The 15070-nt window shown below is 71.7% G+C and carries 12 protein-coding genes and 3 pseudogenes; 7 read left to right on the forward strand and 8 right to left on the reverse strand.

Features of this window, described 5'->3' with window-relative positions; translation table 11 throughout:
* Window positions 1-240: 240 nt before the first annotated feature.
* Window positions 241-381: pseudogene (locus AC067N_RS05410) on the forward strand (serine hydrolase domain-containing protein); the annotation flags it as partial.
* Between the two features lie 73 nt (window positions 382-454).
* On the opposite strand, the gene AC067N_RS05415 reads toward AC067N_RS05410, so the two are convergent.
* Window positions 455-1312 (reverse strand): IclR family transcriptional regulator, encoded by an 858-nt coding sequence (locus AC067N_RS05415; RefSeq protein ID WP_478677760.1) that lies wholly within the window; start codon window positions 1310-1312, stop codon window positions 455-457.
* Window positions 1313-1322: 10 nt separating this feature from the next.
* A complete protein-coding gene (locus AC067N_RS05420; protein ID WP_478677761.1) occupies window positions 1323-1748 on the reverse strand; it encodes a MarR family winged helix-turn-helix transcriptional regulator in 426 nt (141 codons plus the stop codon).
* 223 nt (window positions 1749-1971) lie between these two features.
* Between AC067N_RS05420 and AC067N_RS05425 the strand changes: the two genes are divergently transcribed.
* The 6 genes and pseudogenes from AC067N_RS05425 to AC067N_RS05450 all read left to right on the forward strand — a co-directional run bounded on the left by AC067N_RS05425 (window position 1972) and on the right by AC067N_RS05450 (window position 7675).
* Window positions 1972-2889 (forward strand): SDR family NAD(P)-dependent oxidoreductase, encoded by a 918-nt coding sequence (locus AC067N_RS05425; protein ID WP_478677552.1) that lies wholly within the window; start codon window positions 1972-1974, stop codon window positions 2887-2889.
* Between the two features lie 20 nt (window positions 2890-2909).
* Window positions 2910-3788, forward strand: a complete 879-nt coding sequence (locus tag AC067N_RS05430; RefSeq protein WP_478677762.1) for an amidohydrolase family protein — start codon at window positions 2910-2912, stop codon at window positions 3786-3788.
* A 50-nt stretch (window positions 3789-3838) separates the two neighbouring features.
* Window positions 3839-5341 carry an acyl-CoA synthetase gene (locus AC067N_RS05435; protein ID WP_478677553.1) on the forward strand — a complete coding sequence of 501 codons (1503 nt, stop codon included), beginning with the start codon at window positions 3839-3841 and terminating at the stop codon, window positions 5339-5341.
* Between the two features lie 32 nt (window positions 5342-5373).
* Complete coding sequence (locus AC067N_RS05440; protein WP_468079102.1) at window positions 5374-5829, forward strand: MaoC family dehydratase; 456 nt, start codon at window positions 5374-5376, stop codon at window positions 5827-5829.
* Window positions 5830-6328: 499 nt separating this feature from the next.
* A pseudogene (locus AC067N_RS05445) lies at window positions 6329-6532 on the forward strand (helix-turn-helix domain-containing protein); the annotation flags it as partial.
* Between the two features lie 456 nt (window positions 6533-6988).
* Window positions 6989-7675, forward strand: coding sequence for a peptidoglycan-binding protein (locus tag AC067N_RS05450; RefSeq protein ID WP_478677763.1), 687 nt, complete (start codon window positions 6989-6991; stop codon window positions 7673-7675).
* An 86-nt stretch (window positions 7676-7761) separates the two neighbouring features.
* On the opposite strand, the gene AC067N_RS05455 is transcribed toward AC067N_RS05450, so the two are convergent.
* The 6 genes and pseudogenes from AC067N_RS05455 to AC067N_RS05480 form a co-directional block, all read right to left on the reverse strand.
* Entirely contained in the window at window positions 7762-9423 is a 1662-nt protein-coding gene (locus AC067N_RS05455) for a PHP domain-containing protein (RefSeq protein ID WP_478677554.1), read from the reverse strand.
* Window positions 9424-9450: 27 nt separating this feature from the next.
* The gene (locus AC067N_RS05460; protein ID WP_478677555.1) at window positions 9451-11307 is read right to left on the reverse strand and encodes a LamG-like jellyroll fold domain-containing protein; all 1857 of its coding nucleotides are present in this window, start codon (window positions 11305-11307) and stop codon (window positions 9451-9453) included.
* 174 nt (window positions 11308-11481) lie between these two features.
* Window positions 11482-11954, reverse strand: a pseudogene (locus AC067N_RS05465) (glycoside hydrolase family 2 TIM barrel-domain containing protein); the annotation flags it as partial.
* Window positions 11955-12226: 272 nt separating this feature from the next.
* Window positions 12227-13180 carry an alkaline phosphatase family protein gene (locus AC067N_RS05470; RefSeq protein ID WP_478677556.1) on the reverse strand — a complete coding sequence of 318 codons (954 nt, stop codon included), beginning with the start codon at window positions 13178-13180 and terminating at the stop codon, window positions 12227-12229.
* A 25-nt stretch (window positions 13181-13205) separates the two neighbouring features.
* Entirely contained in the window at window positions 13206-14075 is an 870-nt protein-coding gene (locus AC067N_RS05475) for a carbohydrate ABC transporter permease (RefSeq protein ID WP_478677557.1), read from the reverse strand.
* Window positions 14072-14956, reverse strand: a complete 885-nt coding sequence (locus tag AC067N_RS05480) for a carbohydrate ABC transporter permease (protein ID WP_478677764.1) — start codon at window positions 14954-14956, stop codon at window positions 14072-14074. Before AC067N_RS05480 ends, AC067N_RS05475 begins: the two co-directional genes overlap by 4 nt.
* Window positions 14957-15070 lie beyond the last annotated feature (114 nt).

A 15070-nucleotide genomic window follows, 5' to 3' on the forward strand; every position in this document is an offset into this window, starting at 1 on the left:
TGCGGATAATGTGCGCTTCAACGCTGCGGTCGTCAAGAGTTAAAGCAGAGAAAGTCCGTGCGCGAAGGGCGAGTTCACCCTGTGAAGATCGGCAGTTCTCGGGCGGTGTCCGGCCACGGGGGAGGCGGCGGGGCCGCCCGGCGCCGACCGGGTGAGGGACATCGGTGATCGGGAGCTGAGGACGTTCGACTTCCAGAAGCGCCACAGCGACTACGGGAGGCACGGTCCGGCACCAAGACGATGACCGCGCTGTGCGCCCTGATCCTCGCCGACCGCGGCGCCCTGGGCCTGGACGCCCCGGTGGCCGCGTACTGGCCCGAGTTCGGCGCGGCGGGCAAGGAGACCGTGCGGGTGAGTCATCTGTGCACCCGCACGGCCGGGCCGCCCGTCTTCGACGCGCCGACCACGCTGGAGGACCTCTGTGGCTGGCCGGCCTGCGCGGAGAGGGCGCCGGTCAGGAGGGCGAGAGGGGTGAGGGCGCCGGCCGGGACGCGGACACGGCGGACCGGCCCGGTATCGGCGCCCCCCGGCCGCGCGGTTCGTCGGGCTGCCAGCCCAGCGCCCGCGAGATGCCCCGGGCCGCGACCCGCACCGCGGGGGTCAGCACGGGCACCTGGGCACCGGCCTGGGGCACGACCACCGACACGGCGGCGACCACAGCCCCGCCCGGCCCGCGTATCGGGGCCGCCACCGACAGCGCGTCCTCGGTCACCTGACGGCTGCTCACCGCCACGCCCGCACGCCGGACTTCGGCGAGTACCCGCCGCAACCGGGCTCCGTCGGTGATGGTGTACGGAGTGAAGGCCGCCAACTCCCCCTGACAATAGGTCTCTTGCGACGTGTGGTCGCCGTAGGCCAGCAGCGCCAGCCCCACGCCCGTGGCGTGCAGCGGCCAGCGGGCGCCGACCCGGATGTGGACGCCGACGGCCGAGCGCCCGGAGAGCCACTCGATGTAGACGACCTCGTCGCCGTCGCGGACGGCGAGCTGCACGTTCTCGTGCGTCGCCTCGTACAGGTCCTCCAGGTACGGCAGCGCGATCTGCCGCAGGGCGAGTCCGCGCGGGGCCAGGGCCGCGACCTCCCACAGCCGGAGCCCCACGTGGTAGATCCCGTCCCCGTCCCGTTCCAGGGCGCCCCACTTCGTGAGCGCGCCCACCAGCCGGTGCGCCGTGCTGAGGGTGAGCCCGGCCCGGCGGCTGATGTCGGTCAGGGACAGCGCCGGATGGTCGTGGTCGAAGGCGGCGAGCACGGCGAGCAGCCGGTCCGGGGCGGACCGCGCGGCCCCCGGCTCCGGCGGCGCGCCGGCGGTCATCGGCACCGGGTCACCCCAGCCCGGCCTCGGCGACCTTCTGGAGCAGGACGTGGAGCGCGTCGCGCTCGGCGGCGTCCAGCGGCCCCAGCAGTTCGTCGGTGACGCGTCGGCCGGCCTCGTCGGTGTCCCGGAGGAAGGAGCGGCCGTCCTCGGTCAGCACCACGATCCGGCTGCGGCGGTCGTCGGGCGAGGGGCGCCGCTCGGCGAAGCCCAGCTTCTCCAGGTCGTCGACCAGGCCGACGATGGCGCTCGGGTCGTACCCGAGGGAGGAGCTCAGCTCCCGCTGGAGCGCGCCCGGCGTGGTGGTCAGGAAGCGCAGCAGCGCGTAGTGGCGCAGCCGGAGCCCCGACTCCTGCAGCGAGGCGTTGAACAGCTGCCCCGAGCGCTGCCCCAGGCGGTACAGCAGATACCCCGTGTCCGCGTGCAGCCCGCGCATCCACGGCTCACGCGCGTCGATCGAGGCGGAGTTCTGAGTCTGCTGGCCGGCGATGGCGGGCTCCCTGGTCGAGGCCCCCTGCGGGGCGGCGCTTGTGGTGCTGCTCCCCAGGATGCCCCAAAGACCTCGGCTCAACAACTATTGACGTCAACAACTATTGCTCTTAACTTCGATTTCGAAGCCGCGCAGCCATCCGCGCTGTCACTCCGAAGGGACCCCACTCGTGCCCAGCATCGATCTCACCGGCAAGGTCGCCGTCGTCACCGGCAGTGGCCGTGGCCTCGGACTGGCCTACGCCCAGGCCCTCGCCGCCGCCGGCGCCTCCGTGGTCGTCAACGACATCGACGAGGCCGTGGCCGAAGCGGCCGTGAAGTCCATCACCGAGGCGGGCGGCTCGGCCGTGGCCGAGGTCGTCCCGGTCGGCACCACCGAGGCCGCCGATCGGCTGGTGGGCCGCGCCGTGGAGGAGTTCGGGCGGCTCGACATCCTGGTCACCAACGCCGGCATCCTCCGCGACAAGGTGCTCTGGAAGATGTCCGACGACGACTTCGACGCGGTGATCACCACCCATCTCAAGGGCACCTTCACCTGCGCCCGCGCCGCCGCGATCCGCATGCGCGAGCAGGGCGAGGGCGGCTCCCTGATCCTCGTCGGCTCCCCGGCCGGCCAGCGCGGCAACTTCGGCCAGACGAACTACGCCGCCGCCAAGGCCGGCATCGCGGCCTTCGCCCGCACCTGGGCGATGGAGCTGGGCCGCGCGAACATCACGGTCAACGCGATCATCCCGGTCGCCGCCACCGCGATGACCGAGACCATCCCGGTCTTCGCCCCGTATGTGGAGGCCCTGCGCGAGGGCAAGCCGTTCCCGGACTTCCTGCGCAAGGGCGAGGGCTTCGGCACCCCCGAGGACTGCGCCGCCCTGATCCCGTTCCTCGCCTCCGAGGCCGCCCGCGGTGTCACCGGCCAGGCCATCGGCATCGGCGGCGACAAGGTGGCACTCTGGTCGCATCCGCAGGAGATCAAGACCGCGTACGCGAACGGCGGCTGGACCCCCGAGGCGCTCGCCGACGTCTGGCCGGCCTCGCTGGGCGCCGAACCGCAGACCGTGGGCATCCCCGCCCCGAAGATCCCGGAGGCGTGATGAGCACCGCAGGTCCCGCCATGAACGTGGACGAGCTGGTCGCGATCGACGTCCACACCCACGCCGAGGTGTCGTCGAAGAAGGGCACGTCGTCGCTGGACGACGACCTCCACGACGCCTCCTCCGCCTACTTCAAGGTCGAGGGCAAGCGGAAGCCCACCCTGGAGGAGACGGCCGCCTACTACCGCGAGCGGAAGATGGCCGCCGTGATCTTCACGGTGGACGCCGAGTCCGCGACCGGCACCGAGCCCGTCCCCAACGAGGAGGTCGCCGAGGCGGCCGCCGCCAACGCGGACGTGCTGATCCCCTTCGCCTCCATCGACCCCTTCCGCGGCAAGGCCGGCGTCAAGCAGGCCCGCCGCCTCGTCGAGGAGTACGGGGTGAAGGGCTTCAAGTTCCACCCCAGCATCCAGGGCTTCTTCCCCAACGACCGCTCGGTGGCGTACGACCTCTACGAGGTCATCGAGGAGACCGGCACCATAGCCCTCTTCCACACCGGGCAGACGGGCATCGGCGCGGGCGTCCCCGGGGGCGGCGGCATCCGGCTGAAGTACTCCAACCCGCTGCACGTGGACGACGTCGCCGCCGACTTCCCCCATCTGAAGATCATCCTGGCGCACCCGTCCTTCCCCTGGCAGGACGAGGCGCTGGCGGTGGCCACGCACAAGCCGGGCGTGCACATCGACCTGTCCGGCTGGTCCCCGAAGTACTTCCCGCCCCAGCTGGTGCAGTACGCGAACACCCTGCTCAAGGACAAGGTCCTCTTCGGCTCCGACTACCCCGTCCTCACCCCCGACCGCTGGCTCGCCGACTTCGACAAGCTGACGATCAAGGACGAGGTCAAGCCGAGGATCCTCAAGGAGAACGCCGCCCGGCTGCTCGGGCTGACGAAGCCATGACCACACCGTGAGGGACACCCCCATGTGCAAGGACGGACAGGGGCACAGACATGCGCAATGAGGGACTGGGATCGTGGCCCGCCCGGCGGGCCCGCAAGACCCCGCAGCGCACCGCGCTGATCCACGGCGACACGAGCATCACCTACGCGAAGCTGTACGAGCGCACCACGCGTCTCGCCCACGCCCTGCGCGCCTGTGGCGTACGCCGCGGCGACCGCATCGCCTACCTGGGGCCCAACCACCCCTCGTACCTGGAGACGCTGTTCGCGGCCGGCACGCTCGGCGCGGTGTTCGTCCCGCTCAACACCCGCCTCGCCGGACCCGAGATCGCCTACCAGCTCGCGGACTCCGGCGCCAAGGCCCTCGTCTACGCGCCCGGCTTCACCGGACTCGTCGCGGGGCTGCCGGGCGACACCGACGTCCGCACGTACGTCGAGACCGGCCCGGAGTACGAGGCGCTGCTGGCCCGGGCCGACGCCGACCCCATCGACCAGCCGGTCACGGCCGACGACACCTGCATCATCATGTACACCTCGGGGACGACCGGCCGTCCCAAGGGTGCGATGCTCACACACGGCAACATCATCTGGAACGCCGTCAACGTCCTCGTCGACCAGGACGTCATCGCCGACGAACGCGCCCTGGTCTCCGCTCCGCTGTTCCACACCGCAGGGCTGAACATGCTCACCCTGCCCGTGCTGCTCAAGGGCGGCACCTGCGTCCTGGTCGAGTCGTTCGTGCCGGAGGCCACCTTCGACCTGATCGAACGGCACCGGATCACGTTCATGTTCGGTGTCCCCACCATGTTCGACCAGGTGGCCCGGCATCCGCGCTGGGCCGACGCGGACCTGTCGTCGCTCCGGATGCTGTCCTGCGGCGGGTCCCCGGTGCCGACCCCGCTCATCGCGAAGTTCCAGGAGCGCGGTCTCACCTTCCTCCAGGGCTACGGCATGACGGAGGCCGCCCCCGGCACCCTCTTCCTCGACGCGGAGCACGCCGTGAGCAAGGCCGGTTCCGCGGGCGTCCCGCACTTCTTCAGCGATGTGCGGGTGGTACGGCCGGACATGACACCGGTCGACGTGGACGAACCCGGCGAGGTCGTCGTCCGCGGCCCGCACGTCATGCCCGGGTACTGGGGACTGCCGGAGGAGACCGCCGCGGTCTTCGCCGACGGCTGGTTCCGCAGCGGGGACGCCGCACGCGTCGACGAGGACGGGTACGTCTTCATCGTCGACCGCATCAAGGACATGATCATCTCCGGGGGCGAGAACATCTACCCCGCCGAGATCGAGGACCAGCTCCTCGCCCACCCCGACATCGTCGAGTGCGCGGTCATCGGCGTACCCGACGACAAGTGGGGCGAGGTGCCGCGCGCGGTGGTGGTCCCGCGGGAGGGTTCCGCCCTGGACGCCGACGAGGTGCTGGCCTCGCTGGCCGGGCGGCTCGCCAAGTACAAGATCCCCAAGTCGGTCGTGATCGCCGAGGAGTTGCCCCGCACGGCCTCCGGCAAGTTGCTTAAGGCCCGGGTGCGCAAGCGCTACGGCAACAGCTGACTCATCATCAATTCTTTTGGAAAGCAGGGAACATGAGCATCACCGTGAACGGCATCGACGAGCTCAAGAAGCTCGCCGGCAGCGACCTCGGAGCCAGTGAGTGGATCGAGGTCACCCAGGAGCGCATCAACACCTTCGCCGACGCGACCGGGGACCACCAGTGGATCCACGTCGACCCGGAGAAGGCGGCCGAGGGCCCCTTCGGCGCCCCCATCGCCCACGGCTACCTGACCCTGTCGCTGTTCATCCCGCTGTTCACCGAGCTGCTGGACGTCGAGGGAGTGTCGACGAAGGTCAACTACGGCCTGAACAAGGTGCGTTTCCCCTCCCCGGTGAAGGTCGGCTCCAAGATCCGCCTGGTGGGCACGCTGACCTCGGTGGAGGACGTCCCGGGCGGCGTGCAGATCACCGTCGACGGCACGATCGAGATCGAGGGCGCCCCCAAGCCGGCCGCGGTGCTGCAGAGCCTGTCCCGGTTCTACGCCTGAGAGGGCCGTCCCGGACCGGGGCGCCCCGAGAACGCCGCAGGGCGGAGCACTCCCCCATGGGTGCTCCGCCCTACGGGCATAGGATCAGCCGGCGCGGTTCCGGCTGCGCGAAATCCGGGGCGGGAAACGGGCCACTGACATCTCCCTGAGGCGGGGGCGGTGCGTTCCGGGACGACCCGAGGCTGGCACTCGCCGTGACGCCGGTACAAGGGGTTCCGCGCTGGTGGGACGCTGGGACGGCCGTCCCGCGACCGGCCTGCGACGTCTGCCGGCCGCTGGGACGGCGCTGGGACGCGACGCGAACGGATGCCGGTCGTCCGCCCGGAAGTGGCTGGAGTTCGCCGGGTTCCGGCGGTCTGTTTCTGGCACAGTGTGCTCGGGCGCGTGGCATCGGGGGATCCAGGGGGCGCCTCTCATCCATGGACACATCGCGCCGCCGTCCGACCCACGTGCGGCGCCGCCGTCACGCGCGGCAGCAAGGGGAAAAGGGGGGACGCCCGTGTCCGAGTGCACGGAGTCCGAGCGGTTCGCCGCCTTTCTGCGCTCGCTCAAGGAGCGGTCGGGACTCAGTTACGCGGCCCTCGCCACGAAGGCCGGAACCAGTGGGTCCAGCGTGCACCGCTACTGCCTGGGCAGTTCGGTACCGCAGGACTACGGCACCGTCCACCGCCTGGCCGTGGCCTGCGGAGCCACCCCGGAGGAGCTGCGGACGCTGCACCGCCTGTGGGCCCTGGCGGACGCCGCCCGGGAGCCCGATCCCACGGCGACGACGGGGCCGGATACCCCTCCCACCGGACCACGGACCTCTCCGACAGAAGCGAGGGCCGCGCGGCCCGAACCGGAGACCGCTCGGCCGGAGCCGGGATCGGGGCGGCCGGAACCGCTCGCCGCTCGCCCGGAGCCGGAAGCGGCGCGGCCGGAACGGGGAGCCGCCGAAGCGGGGCCTGAGCCGGATGGAGTCCAGCCGGAGGCCGAGCCGGATGCCGCCGGGTCGGAGCCGGGGAGTGAGCCGGAGCCCGGTAGCGCCCGAGCGGGGTCCGGGCGTGAGCCGGAGGCAGTCCAGCCGGAGGCAGTCCGGCCCGCCCCGGGTGCAGACGCGTCGGAGGCAGGGCACCGCGCCGGGGCCCTACGGTCCCGGCGCCGGCGGACCCGCGCCGGCATGACCGTCGGCCTGGCGGTGCTGCTCCTCGGCGGGATGGCCTGGACCCTGCCGTCGCTCGGCCCGGCGGACGGAGACGGCGGCGGCCCCGACAAGAGCACCTCGGCACGGCAGAAGACGGACGGCCGCACCCTCTTCACCCCCGCCTGCCGGGAGGTGGTGGCCATGGGCCAGCACGACGCGTGCGTCCGCGAGGTGCAGCGCCTCCTCGAAGCCAAGGGCGCGGTCATCGGCGTGGACGGCGACTTCGGACCGCAGACGCTGCGCCGTGTGACCGCCTTCCAGGTGATCGCGGGGATCGAACCGCCCAACGGCGTGGTCGGCGACAGGACCAAGCGGGCGCTGTACGAGTCCGGGGCGCGCATGGACACCTGGACGCCGGACGAGGTGCGGCGGCGCATCCGCGAGGTGTTCACCGAGGCACCGGACCGCGCGGTCGCGATCGCCGACTGCCAGTCCTTCCTCGACCCGCTGCACATCCTCCCCAACACCAACGGCACCAGGAACTGGGGGCTGTTCCAGATTTCCGACGCCCGGCTGAGGGAGTTGAAGGGCACCCCGCGCAAGGCACTCGACCCCGAGTGGAACATCCGCGCGGCCAAGCGGCTGTGGAGCCGGCACCGGGACTTCGGCGACTGGCCCCACTGCGACCGGGCGTTCAAACCGAGTCCGTCACCCTCCCGGTAGGTCCGGCGCACCGAGGGGCGGGGGGGCCGTACGACCGGAGGACCGGCGGTCGTACGGCCCCCGCGCCCCTCAACCGGACGCGGCACTCACCGCACGTCCACGAACACCGGGTTCGTGTAGAACCAGGTGTCCTTCCACGGATCGCCGTTGCCCGGCTCATGGGGGACCGGGCCGTGCGGGTCGATGGCGGCACCCAGGTAACCGGCTCCGTTGCGGTGGCCGTCGCTGCCGCGCAGACGGAGGTAGAAGGGCTCGTCGCCGACCGTGATCGGGACGCGCAGGGTGTACGTGCCACTGCGGCCGCTCACGTCCTCGGTGTGGACCACCCTGGTGTCCGGGGCCCGCCAGGAGTCCCGGTCGGTCACCGGGCCCTTCACCGCGCCCCGGATGACGTCCACATGGGCCGGTGCCGGCAGGATGCCCTGCGGGTTGGGGCGGGACGCCGTGGTCACGGTCACCGTCAGGGTGAGCTTCTCGCCCCTGCGGGCGTGGACCCGTCCGCCGAGGGTGACGCCCCGGCCGGGGGCCCGGTCCCGCTTCACGCGGACCTCCAGGCCGTCCAGCAGATGGCCGTGGTCGAGCCAGACCCGGCCCGCCCGCAGGCCCGCCATCACGGCACGGTAGCCGTACCGGGTGACGCCGACGTGGGTGCGGCTGAACTGGCCGGGCCAGAAGTCGCTGCCGGGCTGCGGGGTGTCGGTGTTCACCGGGTCGGGCAGCCTGCCGGTGGTGTCGAAGTTCTGCCCGGCCGGCCAGTCGCCGTTCTTCCAGGTGTCGAACACGATCCGGTGGGCGTCCGAGTTCGTGGTGATGGAGAACAGCCTGCCCTCCGCCAGCAGGGAGTCCCACAGGCCGCCCACGGTCGCCGTCGACCAGTCGAAACCGCCGTAGGTGAGGTACGCCTCCGCCGGGTAGCCGGGCCAGGACTGGGCGGACGGCTTGTTCTCGTACTCGCCCCGGATCGAGGTCGCGCCCCGCCGGCCGGGGATGGCGGCGCCCTGGGCGCCGGGCGCGCCCTCCATGCCGATCATGATCTCGGGGGCCGCGTCCCGCCAGGCGCGCAGCTCGTGCGGGGAGTCGATGCCGAGCCGCAGCGGGTGGTTGGCGAGGACCAGCACGTCGTCGACGTAGCCCGAACGGCGCTGCTCCGCGAGCCACTTGACGGCCTTGACGGCGTGCGCCTCGTTGCGGGCCGTGTCCGGACCGCCCACCGAGCCGTCGGTGTACCCGAGCAGCTTTCCGTCGTAGGCCCTCTCGAACCGGGCGAGGACGTCGGCCTCGTTCGGGCCGGGGGAGGTGAAGACCGTGCAGTGCTCGGCGGCCGGGATGTACCACTCCAGGCCCTGGAAGATCAGCTGACGCGGGTTCTCGGCACGTGCCCGGAGGATCTCCTCGTGCTCCAGCGCGGCCCCGAAGTCGGCGTGCCCGAGGTTGGCGTGCTCGGTGAACACCATCCAGTCGAGGCCGTACGTCGCGCCCGCCGCGGCCAGCTGGGAGAACGTGTACTTCGCGTCGTGGCTGTACACGGAGTGGACGTGGTGGTCGCCGACGAGATAGGCGAGGCGGGGGTCGTCGCCCCCGTCGCGCCCGGAGGCGGCGGCCGCGGGCATGGCCGGGGAGCTCAGGGCGAAGGCCGCGCCGAAGAGGCCCGAGGCGCGCAGGAGGCCACGCCGCGACAGGCCCTGGGCGTCGAGGTCGGCGGGGGAGACGGACGGATCGGCCCAGACGGGCAGTCGCTGCTCTGGCATGGTCGTACGAACCCTTCCGGGTGGGGGTCAGTGGTTCATGAACGAGGTGACGGGCAGCGCCCGTCCGACGACGCGGACGTCACCGAGCCGTCCGTGCAGGATCTGGTCGATCTTCCCCGCGTACGCGTAGCCGCCGAGGAGCCACGGCAGTCCGACTGAGGTGAGGCCGACGGCCGCGGCCCTGGGATTGCGTACGACCGGGCAGCCCTGGACGTACAGGGTGGTGTGCCGGCCGTCGTTGACGACCGCCAGGTGCCACCACGTCTCCAAGGGGGTCTCCTGGCCCCAGTTGGTCGCGATGCCCTGCTGGTTGAGCGGGCGCACCGCCCACTGCGGCTCGCGGTCGTTCGACAGCGACAGCGTGGCGAGCGGCTCGTCCGGGTCGTCCTCGGTCCTGCCCGCGGCGCCGCCCGTGCCGGTACGGCCGAGGATGCCGGCCCACGCGTGGTGCGCCGGGTCCCAGTCGGCGGGCAGCCGGTAGAACGCCTCGATGGTGTAACCGTCCTCGAACGTCGCCGAGTTGAGGGGCGCCCCGTCGACCGTCCGCAGATACGCGCCCTTCAGGGGCGGCTTCCGGCCGTGGAACTCCAGGCTGCCGTGGCCCGGCTGGTCCGGGTGGTGGTCGGCGCAGTAGGTGAGGGCGCCTCCGCCGACCGTGACCGGGGTGAGGTCGTTGCCGTGTCCGGAGCGGTCGCGCACGAGGCCGTCGACCCGTGCCCCGTCCTTCTGGCCGTCGAACCGCCAGTACGCGAGGGTGCCGCGCACCAGCATCCTCGACGCGGGCCGTGCGGGACGCGCCGGCACCGGCGCGAAGCCCGCGAACCGCTTCTCGAAGTCGATGTCGACGGTGAACCGGTCGGCGTCGCCGGAGAGTTCCGCCTCCTGCCGCTCCAGCTCGTTGAGTCCGTCGGCCGCCCGGCCCAGGATCCACGGGGAGACCGTCTCCACGTCGATGGCGTTCCGGTCGAGGTCGAAGCGGTAGAGGCGGATCATCGCGGCGCCGCCGAAGTACCGGTTCTGGTAGTTCGTGAGGTGCAGATGGACGTCGTTGCCCGCCCCGTTCCTCCGGACGGCGCGGGCCGCGGGCCAGTAGTGCCCGTTGAGGGTGAGGAAGATCTGGTCGTGGTCCGCGATCAGCCGGTCCCACAGCCGCTGCCCGTACGGGGAGAGGGAGTCGTCCTCGTCGACCAGCTCGTGCGTGGTGACCACGACCGGCGTCCTCGGGTGCGTCGCCAGGACCTCCTCGGCCCACGCGTAGCCCTGCGCCGACAGCCTCCAGTCCAGGGCGAGCACCATCCACTGCCGCCCGCCGGCCTCGAAGAGGTGGAAGGAGTTGTAGCCGTCCGGGGAGGCGCCGCCGAACGTCCGGGAGCCCTCGAACCGGTCGGGGCCGAACACGTCCAGGTAGGGGGTGGGGCCCCGCTGGTCGTCGGTGGACGAGCGGACGTCGTGGTTGCCCGCGAGGACGCTGTAGCCGACGCCCTTCCGGTCGAGCAGCCGGAACGCCTCGCCGATCGCCGCGCACTCCTGCCGCGTGCCGTTCTGGGTGAGGTCGCCCAGATGGGAGAGGAAGACGATGTTCTCGTCCCGCCCGTGCTCCAGCAGATACCGCAGGGACGCCTCGACGGGCGCACGGTCGATGCTCGGCCCGTCGAAGAGGTACTGCGTGTCCGGCATCACCGCCAGTGTGAACCGGCGGCTGCCGGGATCGGGCCGCCAACCCGCCGCCGACGCGGGCGACTCGGCGGCGGCCGAGGCGGTTCCGGCCGCCGGGAGCACCGCTGCCGCCGCACCCATCAGCGCGGTCGCCCGCAGGAAGTTCCGTCTGCCGGCGCCGGCCTGCGGGGCCGCCTCGCCCTGCTCGTGATCATGCGAAGTACACACCTGTGCTCCGTGGGAAGGTCCGTGGAAAGGGCTGCGCGAAGAGAGGGGAGGGGGTGGTGTTCAGAGCACGCGCAGCGTCCGCGACCAGTGGTGGACACCCGGCGGGACGAGATACGAGGGCGAGGCGTCGGGCCCGCACGACGCCGTGCCGAGCCCCCGGTGCGCCGCGTCGCTCACCGGCTTGGGGATGAGGTCGGGGAAGACCACCCCGTCGGCGATGAACGCGCCGTCGTGGATCGCCTCGCCGAAGTCACCGCCGTACGCCCAGCGCTGCCCGGGGGCGGCGACACCGTTGTCATACAGCCCGGCGCCCCCACGTCCGGCCGGTCGTCCGTCGTTCACACGCTGGAGGATGCCGTGGTCCCGGGACTCCCGGATGAATCCGCCCTGAAGACCCGGGGTCGCCTCGATGGCCGCCCACGTGTCGGAGAGGGTGCCGTTGCCGTTGCCCATGGCGTGCGAGTACTCGCACGGGATCAGCGGCCGGGTCTGCTCGTCTGAGAGCGCGAGCGCCACGCAGTCCTCGATCGGCGCGCACATCGGGCAGGCGATGTATGAGACGTCGTCCGTGGCCGCCCGGTCGAGCTTCGCGGCGCCCTCGTCTGCACCGGCCGGGTCGGATCGTGCCGCCGCAGCCGGCCCGCCGCATCGCCCGCGTGCAGCGCCCAGGGACCCGGCAGTTCGGCCCGGGACCAGGCCGGTCCCGGCTCGGCCCCGGGGGTCGGCAGCAGCTGGAACCGCCGGCGCCCGTCGAGCGACCGCGCCCCGGCGCGGTGACTCCCATGGGCGCAGGGCGATCGGGGGATCGGCGGCGCGGGGCGCGGGGTTCGACGGGACGACCATCGGCGGGCGTCCTCCGTACCGAGATCGCGGGCGGCCGGGCCGGCCGGGGGGAGGGCGGGGACGAGGAGTACGTCGGTCATGACCGCTCCGGGTTCGGGGGTGATATGGGGCGGCCGGTCGGCCGGGGCAGGACACGGCCCGCCAGGTTCCAGTCCGGGTCGACGGGGATGCCGAGCCGGTCCAGGGCGGTGGGGGCGATGTCGACGAGCCGGGGTTCGTCGAGGAGGGCGCCGCCGGGCATGCCGGGCTCGGCGAGGACGACGAACACCTCGCGCTCGGCATGGGTGTCGCCGCCGTGGCCGCCGCCGTCGCGGTGCCCGTGGTCCGTGGTGACCAGCACCGTCCACCGCTCGTCCGCGCGGGCGGGGTCGGAGCGCCGGGCGGCGATCGCGTCCAGCAGCCGCCCGAGGTGGGCGTCCTGGTCGAGGAGGGCCTGGTCGTAGGCGGGGCCGAGCGGGCCGGTGCCGTGGCCGGCCTCGTCGGTGGCGCCCAGATACACGAACAGGGCGTCCGGGTCCTTCCTGGTGAGCCAGCGCACGGCCCTGCGGGTGACGAGACGGTCCGCGGTTCGGTAGCCGCGGCGTTCCCCGTTGAAGCGCACCCGCCGGCCGATGCCGCGGCCGAGGGTGCCGCGGCGGACCAGGGTCGGCCACGACACGGCCGCCGCCGTGCGCAGTCCCGGCCGCACGGCGGCGGCGCGGCTGAGGAAGTCGGGGTAGCGGGCGTAGTCGGCGCCGGCGAAGTCGTTGCCGGTCACCCCGTGCCGGTCGGGCCACACGCCGGTCAGGATGCTCGACCAGCCGGGTCCCGAGTCGGTGTAGGCCATGCTGGTGGACGGCCCGTGCCCGGCCTGGCCGTCCGTCTCGCCGTAGGGCAGCAGACTGCTGCCGTAGGCGCCCGCGGCCATCAGGCCGTGCAGCACGGGCGCGGTGGACGGCGACCGCATCAGCCGGTCGAAGCGCAGTCCGTCCATGCCCACCAGGAGCACCTTGCCCCGCTCCGGCCGTCCCGCTCCGACGACATCCACCACGGTGCACCTCTCTCTCGTCAACGCTTCAGGTGCCTTGTACCGCACCCTCGGTGGCGCCCGCGATGAATCCGCGGGCGAAGACGGAGAACACGACGACCAGCGGGAGGGAGGCCATGAGCACACCGGCCATGACCATGCTGTAGTCGGTGTTGTGGCCGACGTTGAGCTGGGCGAGTTCCACCTGGAGCGTGACGTGGTCGGGGTTGGTGAGCACGATCAGCGGCCAGACGTAGTCGTTCCAGGCGCCGACGAAGGCGTAGATGGCGAGGAACGACATCGCGGGTCTGATCATCGGCAGTGCGACGTTCCAGTACTGGCGGAAGAACCCGGCGCCGTCGATGCGCGCCGCGTCGAGCAGTTCGTCGGGCACGCCGTTCTCGATGTACTGGCGCAGCCAGAAGATGCCGAAGGCGTTGGACAGGGCGGGCCACACCAGTGCCTTGAGCATGCCGACCCAGCCGACCTCCGACATCAGGATGAACTGCGGCAGGACCGCCAGCTGGAGCGGCAGCATCATGAACACCAGCAGCGTGGCGAAGAGGATCCTGCGCCCGGGGAAGTCGAACTTGGCGAAGGCGAAGGCCGCCAGGGAGTCGACGAACAGCACCAGGACGGTGGTGACACAGGCGACGACGATCGTGTTGAGCATCGACCCGAAGAAGTCGACGGTGTCGAGCACGCCCCGGATGTTCTCCAGCAGATGGGAGCCGAAGGTCATCTTCGGGGGGCTCTGGTAGATGTCACGGGTGGTGTTGGTCGCCATCACGATCGTCCACAGGAACGGGAAGACGGAGATCGCGACGGCCAGGACCAGGAACACGTGGGCGGACAGGCCCTTGGGGCGACGCGGCCGCTTCGCGCCGGTGGCCGGCCGCGGCGTGACGGCTGTCGTCATGGCTTCCTCCCTCGTTGCACAATGCGCCAGTTGACGGCGACGAGCACGATGACCAGTACGAAGAAGGCCCACACGATGGCCGCGCCGTAGCCGTAGTCGTTGTCGAGGAAGGCCGACTGGTAGAAGTACAGCAGCGTGGTCAGGCCGGCCTGGCCCGGGCCGCCGAGGTTCTGGTTGGCGGCGTTGCTGGCGAAGAGCACCTGGGGTTCGCTGAAGCTCTGCAGACCGTTGATGGTCGAGATGACGACGGTGAACAGGATGATCGGCCGCATGATCGGAATGGTGATCTGGAAGAACGTGCGGACGGGACCGGCGCCGTCCATCCTGGCGGCCTCGTAGACCGACTGCGGGATGGCCTGGAGCCCGGCCAGGTAGATGATCATGTTGTAGCCGGTCCACATCCAGGTCATCAGCAGCGCGATGACCACCTTGATCAGCCAGGGATCGCTCAGCCACGGCACGGGATCGATGCCGGCCATGCCGAGGATCGCGTTGACCAGACCGAAGTCATTGCTGAACACCGCAGCGAAGAAGATCGCCACGGCGACGATCGACGTGACGTTCGGTACGTACAGGGCGATGCGGTAGAAGCCCTTGAAGCGCCGCACCGAGTGCAGCAGCGTCGCGAGGACGAGGGCGCCGAAGAGCGTGGGGACGGTCGACAGCACCCAGATCACCAGCGTGTTGCGGACCGACAGCCAGAAGACCGGGTCGTTCCACAGGAACTCGAACTGCTGGAGTCCCACGAACTGCTTGGTGCCCAGGCCGTCGTAGCGCTGGAACGCCAGATAGAGCGAGTAGAAGACGGGGCCGAAGGAGAAGACCGTGAAGACCAGATAGAAGGGTGAGATGGCCAGGTACTGCCGCCAGAACGACAGCACCCCGCGGCGTGCGGGCCGCGCGACGCCCGCGGGCGGGGTGCGCCGCGGGCGGAAGCGGGCCGGGCCCGGCCCGCCGCGGTGCTCGCGCACCGCGGCGGGGCCGGTGACCGGAGG

It is taken from the genome of Streptomyces sp. NPDC042364 (genome assembly GCF_056437585.1).

Excerpts from the sequence above, each read along its gene's own strand:
- AC067N_RS05415 (WP_478677760.1), bottom strand. The coding sequence starts at position 1,312 with ATGACCGCCGGCGCGCCGCCGGAGCCGGGGGCCGCGCGGTCCGCCCCG.
- AC067N_RS05420 (WP_478677761.1), bottom strand. The coding sequence starts at position 1,748 with ATGCGCGGGCTGCACGCGGACACGGGGTATCTGCTGTACCGCCTGGGG.
- AC067N_RS05430 (WP_478677762.1), top strand. The coding sequence starts at position 2,910 with ATGAACGTGGACGAGCTGGTCGCGATCGACGTCCACACCCACGCCGAG.
- AC067N_RS05435 (WP_478677553.1), top strand. The coding sequence starts at position 3,839 with ATGCGCAATGAGGGACTGGGATCGTGGCCCGCCCGGCGGGCCCGCAAG.
- AC067N_RS05440 (WP_468079102.1), top strand. The coding sequence starts at position 5,374 with ATGAGCATCACCGTGAACGGCATCGACGAGCTCAAGAAGCTCGCCGGC.
- AC067N_RS05450 (WP_478677763.1), top strand. The coding sequence starts at position 6,989 with ATGACCGTCGGCCTGGCGGTGCTGCTCCTCGGCGGGATGGCCTGGACC.
- AC067N_RS05455 (WP_478677554.1), bottom strand. The coding sequence starts at position 9,423 with ATGCCAGAGCAGCGACTGCCCGTCTGGGCCGATCCGTCCGTCTCCCCC.
- AC067N_RS05475 (WP_478677557.1), bottom strand. The coding sequence starts at position 14,075 with ATGACGACAGCCGTCACGCCGCGGCCGGCCACCGGCGCGAAGCGGCCG.